This window comes from Ignavibacteria bacterium, assembly GCA_013177855.1.
Lineage (GTDB): Bacteria > Bacteroidota > Ignavibacteria > Ch128b > Ch128b > Ch128b.
This window is the reverse complement of record JABLYA010000001.1, coordinates 1849995-1862622: the sequence shown is the minus strand read 5'-3', so window position 1 is coordinate 1862622 and position 12628 is coordinate 1849995. Positions and strand designations below refer to the sequence as shown.

The window sequence follows — 12628 nt, the reverse complement described above, 5'->3', positions numbered from 1 at the left end:
TGAATCATATTAATCAAAGTTCCTCACTTCCAATTATTGAAAGTGGATTTCATTTCTTAGTAAATTTCGATATGAGAAAATCAAAAAACACAACACCAGTAAGATTTAATGAAGATCTTGAACTAGAAAAAAGTTTAAGGCCCCTCACTTTCGATGAGTTTGTCGGTCAAAGAAAAATTGTAGACAACCTAAAAGTTTTTATCGAAGCCGCACTAATTAGAAAAGAATCTCTCGATCATGTTCTTTTGACAGGACCTCCTGGCCTGGGTAAAACTACTTTAGCTCACATCATAGCAAATGAACTTGGAGTTAAAATTAAAGTCACTTCAGGTCCAGTTTTAGAAAAGCCAGGTGATCTTGCTGGTATCTTAACCAATCTTGAAGAGAACTCTGTACTTTTTATTGATGAAATTCATCGTTTAAGTCCTGTTGTTGAAGAGTATTTGTATTCTGCAATGGAAGATTTCAAAATTGATATTATGATAGATTCTGGACCTAATGCTCGAACTGTTCAAATTAAACTTCCTAAATATACATTGATTGGCGCAACAACTCGTGCAGGATTGCTTACTTCTCCTTTAAGAGATCGTTTTGGAATAAACTCAAGGCTCGATTATTACACTGCTGAAGATTTACTTCAAATAGTAAAAAGATCATCAAGAATTTTAAATATTGAAATTGATGAAGATGCAGCATTTGAAATTGCCAGAAGAGCTCGTGGAACTCCACGAATTGCAAATCGACTCTTGAAAAGAACTCGTGATTTTGCTGATGTCGAAAGATTAACCAAAATTAATCTTGAAATTGCAAAAAAAGCTCTGCAAAGTCTTGATGTTGATGAATATGGACTTGATGAAATGGACAAAGAAATCTTGAAAACAATAATCTTAAAATACAAAGGCGGACCCGTTGGGTTAAACACAATTGCTGTTTCAGTAAACGAAGATCCGGGAACAATTGAAGAAGTCTACGAACCATTTTTAATTCAGCAAGGTTTCTTGAAAAGAACTCCTCGAGGGCGCGAGACAACTGATCTTGCACTAAAAGTTTTAAATTTGAATAAGAGAGATTTACTATCTGATACTTTATTTGACGCTGAAAAATTATTCTAATCTGGATTGAACTTGTAGAGTTACAAATATCATTAATTATTGTGGGATTAAAATGATAGAAAATTTACTCGATCCGGTTATTCTGTTTTTCGTCATCGGCTTAATTGCCGGAATTTTAAAAACAGATTTAAAAATTCCAGAACCAATTTATGAGATTTTAAGTATTTACCTTTTAATTGCAATAGGATTAAAAGGTGGAGTCCAACTAAGCGAATCAAATTTGAACGATATCATTTTACCCATTCTTGGTTGTATTTTTATTGGTATAGTTATACCCTTAATTGCTTACACCATTCTTAGAAAAATTGGGAAATTTGATCGAGCAAACTCAGCCGCAATTGCTGCTCACTACGGTTCTGTAAGTGCTGTCACCTACGCAGTTGTAATTGCTTTCTTAGATAAATTCAAAATCAGTTATGAAAATTACACAACTGTTTTGCTCGTACTGCTTGAGATTCCAGCGATTGTAGTGGGAATATTAATTGCTAAAATTAAAGCTAGTAAAGGACCATTTTCTGCATCTAAATTGGTCAAAGAGGTTCTATTCGGTAAAAGTATATACTTATTAGTGATGGGAATGTTTGTTGGTTATCTTCTCGGCCCAGAAAAAAATGCAAGTGTAAAAATTTTATTTACTGATATGTTCAAAGGACTTCTTGCATTTTTTCTTCTTGAAATGGGATTGGTAACCTCTTATCGTTTGAAAGATTTGAAAAGGGTTGGAATATTTTTGATTGCTTTTGGTATAATTATGCCTTTGATTAGTGCAACGATTGGAACTTTAGTTGGTTGGATTGTTGGACTTTCAGTTGGTGGTACAACTGTTCTTGCAACTTTAGCTGCCAGTGCTTCATACATTGCTGCTCCAGCAGCTATGAGAATTGCTGTTCCAGAAGCAAATCCAACTTTTTATCTCACTGCTTCCTTAGGAATTACATTCCCATTTAACCTGATTTTTGGTATTCCTATTTATTATTGGATGGCTTCAATTATAATTTGAGGTGAAAATGAAACTAGTAAATATCATCACGGAAATAACATTAAAATCAATTTTACTAGATGAAATAATTGAACTTGGAACATCTGGTTACACAGTCTTCGAAGTAAGTGGAAGTGGAAAAAGAGGGAATAGAGAAGGTGACTTTTCTTTAAGTCAGAATATACAAATCGAAATAGTCTGCGACGAAGAAACTGCCAAAAAAATTATTGATCACTGTAAAACTAAATACTCTAAAAATTATGCGATGATGATTTTTGTTTCAGATGTTGATGTAATCAACTTAGAGGAATAAAAAATTATTAATTAGGGAGATTAGTTCCGTATTGAATTGATATTGCTTCCTATTTTTTTAGTCGACCCTTTTAGAGAAGGGAAAATTACAGTAAACACCGACCCTATTCCTTCCTGACTTTCAACTTTTATTTCACCCCCCATCAGTTCCACTAATCTTTTTGTAATTGAAAGTCCAAGTCCTGTCCCTTCAATTGCTTTCTTGATTGCATTCGATGATCTCCTGAATTCTTCAAAAATAAAATCTATTTCACCTTCGGGGATTCCAATTCCTGTATCTTCAACCGATAAAATGAATTTATCCCCATCCTTTTGTGTTGTTAATTTTATGTAACCCTCTTCGGTAAATTTTATTGCATTTGTAACTAAGTTTGAAATTATCTGATGCAATCGATTACGATCAATATAGAGATATTGAGTTTCAAGCTCAGGATCAAGTTCAAGAATTAAATCCAGATGTTTCGACTTTATTTTTTCACGAAAGAGATTAACTGTTTCTCGAACCTCAGCATTTAGATTTACTTCAGAATAATCCAATGTAATCGTTCCCGAGTCAATTTTAGCAAGATCAATAATATCATTTACTAAAATTAGAAGCCTTCTACTGCTAATACTGATGTAGTTTAAATATTTCTGTCGTTCTTCTTCACTCAAATTAATTTTAGAATCAAGTAAAAGATCAACAAATCCAATTAAAGAATTTATTGGTGTCCTCAATTCGTGCGATAAACTTGCCAGAAAAGTCATTCGAGATTTTGACAATTCAAGTGCTTTATTAAATTCCTGACGCAATTGTTTATTTTGTTTCTCAAGCCCCTCAACCTGTCTTCTTAATGAAATTAAATCCTGATTGAATGATTTCTTTTTATTTACAAAAAGATAAGTCAGAACCACAACTAAAACTAAAAACGATATGATTGGAATAATAATATCAAATCTTTCATAAAAAGGTATTTTGATATTAATAGAATCTGTACTGAGCGGCTGAGTCCAATCAGTAAAACTTGATTTTGCTTTTAATAGAAATTTGTAATTCCCCTCAGGCAAATTGAAGTAGTGAACCTCTCTTGAGTATGTTGACGGTGACCAATCTTTATCATAACCTTCAAGTTTATAAGAGAATTCAATATTATTGGCTGAAAGTAAAATTGCATTAAAACGAATAGAAAGATTTGTTTTACCCTTCAACTTTATATTTGTTAATCCATCATAAGATTTTCCATTTGCAATAATTTCTTGAATATAAACTTGAGGATATATGTCCTTTATCTCATCTTCACTCGATGAAAGAACAAATAAACCATTTTCACTTGCAACAAAAATTTTACCATTTAATTCACTTATCGCTTGATTATTATCTCGAACTGGAATTATGTTTTTCCATTCAAAAGATGACTTTAATTCTTTCCAGTTCCAGAATTTTAATCCCTTACTGGTCATTAACCATATATTGTTCAACTCATCAAAGTAAACAGAATAAACTTCAACATTTCCATTTGAGTTCGTGAGTTCACTTAAATTATAATTTTTAATCTCCCCATTTTTCATCAAGACAATAAAACCATTTTTAAGTCCAACAAAAATGTTGCTGCCCCTGTCTTCACCAATAAAATTTATTTTTTCTGAATTAGAGACTTCGTTGATATTAAAATGCTCAACTTTACCCTTAGTAATTTTCATCAATTTAGAATCGTTCGAAGAAATCCAGATTGAACCATCTCTCGACACAAATAATTTTTCAGGATTAATCGATTTCAATAATTCATTGCTCGGTAAAATTTGTCTTGAATTAATTAACAAAATATTTTTTTCTTCTCTGCCTTCTGTAAATTTTCCACAGAGTAATAAACCACCATCTGGCAGAGTAATAAAATCATTAATAAAGTCATTTGAATTGCCAATTAAAAAAACTGGTTTTACACTTCTAAGCGATGTCAATTCAAAAATTCCAGATTGCCCTACAAGAAAAAAAATCTTATTTCCAGCCGATTGAATCTTTTTTATTTGAATTGAATTGAAAGGTATTTCTTTAAGATAATTTCTAATCTGACTCTGAATATTTATCTGATAAAATTTAAAGTCTTTGAGATAAGTCAGATTTCCACTTTGATGTCCAAGATAAAAAGCATCGCCTGATTTTAAGAGCGAAGTGATTTTTTGTTCATTGAGTCCATTTTCTTCTGAAAATCTTAAAACACTTGTAAAGTTAATTCTTGTTAATCTTTTGTCAGTACCAATCCAGAGATTTTTTTCACGATCAACAAATAGAACTTTTGGTGTTCCATCTAATTCACTACCTTTATTTAATACTTGCATTTCACCAGTCAATAAGTTGATTATTTTTATCAACTCCCCACTAATCAAATAAAGTTTACCACCGCCATTTGTGAAAATTTTGAAGTAATTCTCTCTATATGGATTGAAAAAATTAAAAGTTTTATCGTTTACTTTCTCATTTTCAAATTTGTAAAGACGATTATCCGCGAGCATCCAGAAAGCTTTAATGTCTTCTCTAAATTTTGAATTATTATCAAACGCAAATGAAATGTTTTTGAAATTTCTAAGATTAAAATCTTTAAAAGTGTAAATCACCCTTCGGTCACGAATAAATTGAAACCCTTGATCTGATAATACAAGAAGAAAATCACCACCGCTTTTAATTGCTACAATTTTATTTGAATTCAAACCTTCTTTAGTTGTAAAAGTAAACCAGGTTTTATCGTAGTAAGCAAGACCATCGTTATCTGTAGCTGCCCATAATATTTGTTTTTCGCCCTCTCTAACTAATTCAAAATCTTTGAACTGGATTCCTTTCGAGTTAAGTGGTGAGATTAAATCTTCAAGTCTTTTATTGTAGAGTTTTAAAATTTTTCCGTCATTAGATAAAAAATACTTATTATCTTCATCATCAATTAGAATTTTTTGAAAATCAATTAATTGATCATTGAAAGGATTATCAAAATGTTGAAACTTCGTACTGAAATTTTTCCAGTTGCTTCCATTAAAAATTGAAACTGAGCTTCCTGTTAATACCCAGAGCTGACCAAATTTATCTTGAGCGATATCAATAATTCTATTATCAGGCAAACCATCGCTTGTGGTATAATATTTTACAGAGTTGATTTGAAATGAGGTAAAAAGCAGAAGTGCAAAGAGGGAGATTAAGCTCTTAACAAATCTGTAATTCTTCGTTGCAATTTTAAATGAATAAACAGTCATTAATTTATTTAAATGTTATTATCTAACTCGTACGATGTACTCTCCCTTCTCCCAGCATATATTCGGAATTCAAATAAAAAGATTTAGTTTTTCAAACATATTCGAATTTTCTTTTGTCGAATATCAGTTCTTCACAGAGTTGTTTTCCACGTTCGTCAATCTTATTTAAGGGCATTATTTTACTCGCATGAACAATTGCAAGATCAAGACCCGCCTGAACAGCATAGTAAAGAAAAACCGAATTTAACGCATGTCTTGCTTTTGGATTTAAACCGAATGAAACATTACTTATTCCCAAAATCGTTTTTGATTCTGGAATTTCTTTTTTAATTAGCTTAATTGCTTCCAGTGTCTCAATTGCGCTTTTTCGAAATTCCTCGTCACCGCTTCCCAGAGTAAAAGTCAAGGGATCGAAAATTAAATCACTTTCACGAAGATTATATTTATTTACGGCTATGTCTCTGATTCTTTTTGCAATTGCTAATTTCTTTTCAGCTGTTTTTGCCATTCCCTCTTCGTCAATTGTTAAAGCAATTACTGCAGCACCGAATTTTTTTGCAAGAGGTAAAATCTTTGATGCTCTTTCTTCTCCATCTTCAAGATTTATTGAATTAATTACAGCCCGACCTGCATAATGTTCAAGTGCTGCTTCTATTACCTCATATTCTGTTGAGTCAAACATCAATGGCAATTGAATCTGCGTATTCAATCTTTTTACGAATTCAATCATATCTTTCTTTTCATCACGACCAACATAGGCAACACAAATGTCAAGCATATGTGCACCTTCTTTAATTTGGTCCCTGGCAACTTGAAGCATCCCTTCATAATCATCTTTTAATAGGTATTCACGAAATTGTTTAGAACCATTTGCATTGCATCTTTCACCAACCAGAACTGGTGCTGGATCTAAGTGCAAAGGTTGACTTATAAAAGTACTCGACACCGAAGGCTGATAATTCCATTTTCTTTCAGCAGGCTTAAGTCCTGACAAGTTCTCCACAAGCTTTTTGATATGTTCTTTTGTAGTTCCACAGCAACCACCAACGATATTTACGCCTAAATCCTTTACGAAATGTGATAACCAATGTACTAGTTCATCTGGACTTAAATGATAACAAGCTTTTCCACCAATATTTTCTGGAATTCCAGCATTTGGCATCACAAAAACTGGTTTTGGAGAATTCTGGCATAGATATCGAACATTTTCGCTCATCTCTTTCGGACCAGTTGCACAATTCATTCCAATGACATCGACTATATCATATGGCTCAAAAGTGGTTAAAGCAGCAGAGATGTCAGTTCCCATTAGCATAGTCCCAGTTGTTTCTATTGTAATCGAAACAATGATTGGAATTTTAATTTTCTTTTCTTCGAAAACTTTCATTGCAGAAGAAAGAGCTGCCTTTACCTGCAACATATCCTGACAGGTTTCAATGCAAAGTAAATCTGCCCCACCATCAATCAATCCAGAAATTTGCGGATAATATGCTTTCTCAAGTTCACGAAAAGTAATGTGCCCAAGCGAAGGAAGTTTTGTTCCTGGACCAATTGATCCCGCCACGAATCTTGGCTTTTCACTTGTTGAGAAAGATAAAGCGAGTTCTTTTGCAAGTGCTGCAGCTTTTTTACTAATCTCATAAGACAAGTGTTGAAGATTATATTCAGCCAATACAACTTCATTCGAACCGAATGTGTTCGTTTCGATTATATCTGCACCGGCTTCTAAAAAATCGAGATGAACTTTTTTTACAGCATCAGGTTTAGTAATTACTAAATATTCATTGCAGCCTTCGTATTCTTTTCCACCAAAATCGTCGGCGCTTAAATTTTGTGCTTGAAGATTGGTGCCCATTGCCCCATCAAATATCAATACTTTTTCATTGAGTAATTCTAAAAATCTTTTCATTTATTATTAACTCCTTGTAAAAAATTTTATCTTAATATTATTTATAAATGCATTTTCTACTGATAAATTAAAAATATTTTTAGAATAAACTTAAGTCGTTTCTCATTCTCTTTTAATTAAATATGGTGCGAAAATTTTTCCACAAGTATGAAAATTATTATCAGTCATTGAGAATAAAGCGACAAAACTCAAAAAAGATTTTAATTTAATCAGGGAATAAGATTTGAATTTTTTATTTACTGTTTAAACTATAATGCTTTTGATTAGTCTAAACAAGCAGTCATATGAAAAGAAAAATATTTCTAATAAACCTTTTATTCACGATTTTACTGTTTGAAATAATTTTTCCAGTTGTTGTTAAGCATTACAATTTTATGACTTTAAGTCGTTACGGAATAATACAACAGGATGAGTTTAAGACAAAATCAGCATCTACGATCTTTAATTTTTCTGAAGCATACGATCGAGCCTTCATCGAATTACTCAATGATAAAATCGACCTAAATCTCAACTCAGAAAAAACACTCGAAACAGCAATTAAAATTAGACTTCAACTATTAAATCTTGCCGAAAGAAAAGACACAACAATTTTGATCTCCCGTTATCCTGATAAATTATTAAAGCATATGATTTCGAATAAATCATTGTTATGCGGTGAAATAGCAAAATTGTACGGTTACATTTTACATCTTGCTGGATTCAATGTAAGACTCATCACAATAAGCAGATCAATATTTGATGCTTTTGATAGACATACAACCATTGAAATATGGGATGAGAAAAGACAAAAATGGGTAATCACAGATCCAACATTTAATGTTTCATTTAAAGATAATAATGATTTTTTATCTTCAGATGAGATTTACGATTTAGTACATTCAGGAAATTTTGATTCAATCAAAGTAATTCATAGCAATCCGACGAGATACGAAATCAAACTGGATAATTACTATATTTCAGTTTTCTCCTTATTCGATAATGTATATTTCATTAAGGGTATTCAACATCTTACAATAAATGAGCTTCCGCCACTCCGCTGGCTTAATAATGATTATAAAATCTTTCTTTTGCAATCGAATAAATTCCCCGTGTTTGGTACAGGCATTAAAATTCAAAATTCAATTGTGTTTTTTGTTTTGTTTCTTTTCCCAATTATAATTTTCACTTTATTCATATATCTTTTTATTTTGGAATTGAATGAAAAATTGAACGCAAATATTTTAGTACATACTAAACCAGTGATTATTAGAATTTCCAGGAAATTTAATAAGTAAATTTTATTCATAACCCTTCAATTCAATAAACCAATCAGATTTTCTATTTTTGAGTAAGAAAAGAGGAATTTATGTTCGAGAATTTAGAGAAACTTGTACAAAGATTTGAAGAAATTAACGAAGAGCTCACAAAACCAGAGATAGTTTCTGACCAGCAAAAATTAATCAAACTTACGAAGGAAAGAAGCGAGCTTGAAGAAATTGTAAATACATACAAAAAATACAAAGAAGTAAAAAAGAACATTGAAGGGAATAAAGAAATTATTTACTCAAAAGTGGATCCCGAGCTTGTCGAACTTGCAAAAATTGAACTCGATGAGCTTGAACCAGAATTGGAACGATTGGAGGAACAATTAAAATTATTACTTCTACCTAAAGACCCTGACGATTCGAAAAACTGTATCGTCGAGATCAGAGCTGGAACGGGCGGAGAGGAAGCCGCACTCTTTGCTGCTGATCTTTTTAGAATGTATACAAGATATGCAGAAAACAAAGGTTGGAAAGTCGATTTGATCGATATGAATGATACTGGTATTGGCGGCTTAAAAGAAGTTATTTTTATGCTTCAGGGTGATGGTGCTTATGGAAACATGAAATATGAAAGTGGAGTGCATCGAGTTCAGAGAGTCCCAAAAACTGAATCGAGTGGAAGAATTCATACATCAGCTGCTTCTGTGGTAGTTTTACCCGAAGCTGAAGAAGTAGAAGTTGAAATTAATCCTAATGATTTAAGAATTGATATTTTCAGAAGCGGAGGTGCTGGCGGACAAAATGTTAACAAAGTTGAAACAGCAGTCAGAATAACTCATATCCCCACAGGGATTGTTGTTCAATGTCAGGATGAACGTTCTCAAATTCAAAATCGAATTAAAGCAATGAAAGTGTTACGTGCGAGACTTTATGATTTGCAGATGGAAGAAAAAAATAAAGAAATGGCTGAGCAAAGAAGATCAATGGTTAGAAAAGGTGATAGAAGCGATAAAATTAGAACATACAATTTCCCACAAAATAGAGTCACTGATCATAGAATAGGTTTAACACTTTATAATCTCCAGGAAATTTTAGATGGGAATTTAGACGAATTAATCGAGCAGCTTAAATTAGCAGATCGAACCGAAAAACTTAAACAAAGTTTTCAAACTACCTGAATTTAAAATAGGAGTTGCAAATGAAAATTGATCCAGAATTAAGAGAAAAGCTTTTATTCGTTCAGAAAAATGAAATCACTGAATTTTATGTTTATAGTTACCTTGCTCGAGTAATAAAGGACAAGAATAATTCAGAAGTATTGAAAAAAATCGCTAATGATGAATTGGCTCACTATCACTACTGGAAAAAATATACCGAAAAAGAAGTCAAGCCGAACAAACTCAAAGTTTATTTTTACAATTTAGTGGCTCGTGTCTTTGGAATTACATTTAGCATAAAACTAATGGAAAAAGGTGAACAAAAAGCTGAAAAATTTTACTCAACAATTATAGATCAAATACCTGAAGCCGAGAAAATTATTGGAGAAGAAAATTCTCACGAAAATGCTTTAATTGATATGCTGGATGAAGAAAAATTGAAATACGCTGGTTCAATTGTACTTGGATTAAATGATGCTTTGATTGAATTAACTGGTGCACTGGCTGGATTGACTTTTGCAATTCAGAAAACTTCAATCATTGCCCTTGCAGGATTAATTACCGGCATAGCAGCTTCTTTTTCGATGGCTGCTTCAAATTATCTTTCTGAGAAAGCCGAAGGTGAAAATAAAAACTATCTTAAATCTGCTTTTTATACTGGCACAGCATACATTATCACGGTCATTTTACTAGTTCTTCCATATCTATTATTAGGAAACCCATTTATTGCTTTACCTATTACGATTGGTGTAGCCATTCTAATTATTTTCTTATTCAATTATTATATCTCTATTGCAAAAGATCTATCGTTTAAACATAGATTTTTAGAAATGGTAATTCTAAATCTCGTAGTTACTGCAATAACTTTTGGGATAGGCATTCTGGTCAGGGAAGGACTTGGGATCGAAGTTTAATCAGGAGAATTTTAATCTTCAATCCAGCTGCCTGACTCAACATAATCAAGAAATAATCTCATAACTTGTTTTGTCTTTTCACCAACTTTTCCATTTCTAAAAACATGTGTATCAATTGATACCACTGGAAGAACTTCTTTATCGGTTGAAGTTATAAAACACTCATCGAAATCATAAATTTCGTGGAAGAAAATATCCCGTTCTTCAATATCAAAATTTTTAGACGCCTGGTGAATTACAACCTGTCTGGTTATTCCTGGTAATAACTCATCTTTGGGTGTGATTAATTTTCTGCCTTTAATGAAGAAAATATTGCTTGATGTACATTCGGTAATCTTTGAATTATGCACATATAAAACTTCAAAGTAACCTTGTGGATAAAATTCATTAAGATATTTAATTGCCATTGTATAGTTAATTGTTTTTGCAATTGGCGTTTCCCGATAATCCTTAACTGATTTAATCTTTACTCCACTATTATAAAGCTCTTTGTCAATTTCATTTCTTGGCTCGCAGGTAATTATAAGATTTGGCTCACCTTTCTTTTTCCCATCAGGACTATCTCCGCCTGTTACAATTATTCTTATACTTGCTTCCTTAAACCTGTTTATTTTTATTAATTCTTTGACTATTGATTTAATTCCTTCCTCAGTATAAGGGATTTTTAAACCAATATATTCAGCTGATTTGAATAGACGCTTAATATGATCAGTAAGATGGAAGGGCATACCGAAATAAGTCTTTAAATAATCAAACACAGCATACGCTCTCAATAGCCCAAGATCATTAACTGAGATAAGAGCTTTACTTTTTTCCGTAAATTTATCTTTTACAAAATAAATAGGCTGCTCCATTTAAAGCCTAAAAAATATCTTTACTGAATGAATTTAGTAAAATATTGAAAAAGATTTTTATTCTACCGATTTAAGCTCTTCTTCAGTAATCTGAAATAAATTTAGAAATGACTTTTTGGAAGGACGACTTAAGAAGATAAGTATCAACAAGGTGAAAATTAGCAGCAGAATAACCCACATTTTTGAGAAAATGAAAAACAAAGCTGAAATTATTAATGTAAATTCAAGAATGCTTAAACGATAAATTGAGGCTGTTTGATATACCTGCAATTTCAAAATCAATTGATCATTCGAACTTATGCGGCTCAAATTTTTCTTATAAATATATTGAGAGAGAATTACTGACAACAAAACAAATATTATTATAACTAAAACTTTTGCAATTGATAGGTTGGTATAAATTTCCAATTCAAAATTCCATAAATATATAGAGATACCCGCAATTAAAAGTGAACTCACAATAAAGCCCATATATATTATATTCATCGTTTTGAAAAAAAACTTCATCTTTCTTTTTAATTATTTAAATTATTGATGCCTTAAATTTTAGATGCAAACATATTTTAACTTAGTTATCAACCCCCTTTTTTTCAATAAAATTTTTGTAAAAATTTTGTAGTTTTTTCCTTACAAAATTTTTACCACTTAGTAAGCCTAAGGAGTTAAGATTAAGCGAAGAAAATGGGTTAAAAATTTCATAAAAAATCTAAAATTTTATATTTCCAATTATTTTTTTAATCTCATTTATACTTGTTTCTTCTTTCTTCACTTCCAGAAAAGCTCATAAACATTCTTTTTTACGGCCGAATGATAATTTATTGAAATATTCCAAAGCCCTTTTATCTTTCTTTAATTCGATAAAAAAAATCTTCGGACAGATTTACAATTCAATTTTCATAATCGATATTAGGTAAATGTCTATCACAAT

At 31.5% G+C, this 12628-nt stretch carries 10 protein-coding genes; 6 read left to right on the top strand and 4 right to left on the bottom strand.

Features of this window, described 5'->3' with window-relative positions; translation table 11 throughout:
• Positions 1 to 71: 71 nt before the first annotated feature.
• From ruvB to HPY57_07835, 3 genes are read left to right on the top strand one after another with little or no spacing between them, the layout of a single operon-like run.
• Positions 72 to 1112 (top strand): Holliday junction branch migration DNA helicase RuvB, encoded by a 1041-nt coding sequence (gene ruvB / locus HPY57_07845; GenBank protein NPV11685.1) that lies wholly within the window; start codon positions 72 to 74, stop codon positions 1110 to 1112.
• A 52-nt stretch (positions 1113 to 1164) separates the two neighbouring features.
• The gene (locus HPY57_07840; GenBank protein ID NPV11684.1) at positions 1165 to 2112 is read left to right on the top strand and encodes a sodium-dependent bicarbonate transport family permease; all 948 of its coding nucleotides are present in this window, start codon (positions 1165 to 1167) and stop codon (positions 2110 to 2112) included.
• A gap of 7 nt (positions 2113 to 2119) precedes the next feature.
• Positions 2120 to 2404: a transcriptional regulator gene (locus HPY57_07835; protein ID NPV11683.1), complete on the top strand. Its 285-nt coding sequence runs from the start codon at positions 2120 to 2122 to the stop codon at positions 2402 to 2404.
• A gap of 20 nt (positions 2405 to 2424) precedes the next feature.
• On the opposite strand, the gene HPY57_07830 is transcribed toward HPY57_07835, so the two are convergent.
• Entirely contained in the window at positions 2425 to 5622 is a 3198-nt protein-coding gene (locus HPY57_07830) for a hypothetical protein (protein ID NPV11682.1), read from the bottom strand.
• Positions 5623 to 5713: 91 nt separating this feature from the next.
• Complete coding sequence (locus tag HPY57_07825; protein ID NPV11681.1) at positions 5714 to 7531, bottom strand: dihydropteroate synthase; 1818 nt, start codon at positions 7529 to 7531, stop codon at positions 5714 to 5716.
• 284 nt (positions 7532 to 7815) lie between these two features.
• Between HPY57_07825 and HPY57_07820 the strand changes: the two genes are divergently transcribed.
• From HPY57_07820 to HPY57_07810, 3 genes are all read left to right on the top strand, one after another.
• Complete coding sequence (locus HPY57_07820; protein ID NPV11680.1) at positions 7816 to 8805, top strand: hypothetical protein; 990 nt, start codon at positions 7816 to 7818, stop codon at positions 8803 to 8805.
• Between the two features lie 71 nt (positions 8806 to 8876).
• Positions 8877 to 9953, top strand: a complete 1077-nt coding sequence (gene prfA, locus HPY57_07815) for a peptide chain release factor 1 (protein ID NPV11679.1) — start codon at positions 8877 to 8879, stop codon at positions 9951 to 9953.
• Between the two features lie 20 nt (positions 9954 to 9973).
• Complete coding sequence (locus tag HPY57_07810; protein ID NPV11678.1) at positions 9974 to 10846, top strand: rubrerythrin family protein; 873 nt, start codon at positions 9974 to 9976, stop codon at positions 10844 to 10846.
• Positions 10847 to 10857: 11 nt separating this feature from the next.
• Here the strand turns inward: HPY57_07810 and HPY57_07805 are convergent, their stop codons facing one another.
• On the bottom strand, positions 10858 to 11700 hold the full coding sequence (locus tag HPY57_07805) for an amino acid aminotransferase (GenBank protein NPV11677.1): 843 nt from the start codon (positions 11698 to 11700) through the stop codon (positions 10858 to 10860).
• Between the two features lie 57 nt (positions 11701 to 11757).
• Positions 11758 to 12207 carry a hypothetical protein gene (locus tag HPY57_07800; protein NPV11676.1) on the bottom strand — a complete coding sequence of 150 codons (450 nt, stop codon included), beginning with the start codon at positions 12205 to 12207 and terminating at the stop codon, positions 11758 to 11760.
• Between the last annotated feature and the right edge of the window lie 421 nt (positions 12208 to 12628).

Bases quoted from the DNA above. Each gene is read 5' to 3' on its own strand.
- HPY57_07800 (NPV11676.1), bottom strand. From the start codon at position 12,207: ATGAAGTTTTTTTTCAAAACGATGAATATAATATATATGGGCTTTATT.
- HPY57_07835 (NPV11683.1), top strand. From the start codon at position 2,120: ATGAAACTAGTAAATATCATCACGGAAATAACATTAAAATCAATTTTA.
- ruvB (NPV11685.1), top strand. From the start codon at position 72: ATGAGAAAATCAAAAAACACAACACCAGTAAGATTTAATGAAGATCTT.
- HPY57_07830 (NPV11682.1), bottom strand. From the start codon at position 5,622: ATGACTGTTTATTCATTTAAAATTGCAACGAAGAATTACAGATTTGTT.
- HPY57_07840 (NPV11684.1), top strand. From the start codon at position 1,165: ATGATAGAAAATTTACTCGATCCGGTTATTCTGTTTTTCGTCATCGGC.
- HPY57_07810 (NPV11678.1), top strand. From the start codon at position 9,974: ATGAAAATTGATCCAGAATTAAGAGAAAAGCTTTTATTCGTTCAGAAA.
- HPY57_07820 (NPV11680.1), top strand. From the start codon at position 7,816: ATGAAAAGAAAAATATTTCTAATAAACCTTTTATTCACGATTTTACTG.
- HPY57_07805 (NPV11677.1), bottom strand. From the start codon at position 11,700: ATGGAGCAGCCTATTTATTTTGTAAAAGATAAATTTACGGAAAAAAGT.
- HPY57_07825 (NPV11681.1), bottom strand. From the start codon at position 7,531: ATGAAAAGATTTTTAGAATTACTCAATGAAAAAGTATTGATATTTGAT.
- prfA (NPV11679.1), top strand. From the start codon at position 8,877: ATGTTCGAGAATTTAGAGAAACTTGTACAAAGATTTGAAGAAATTAAC.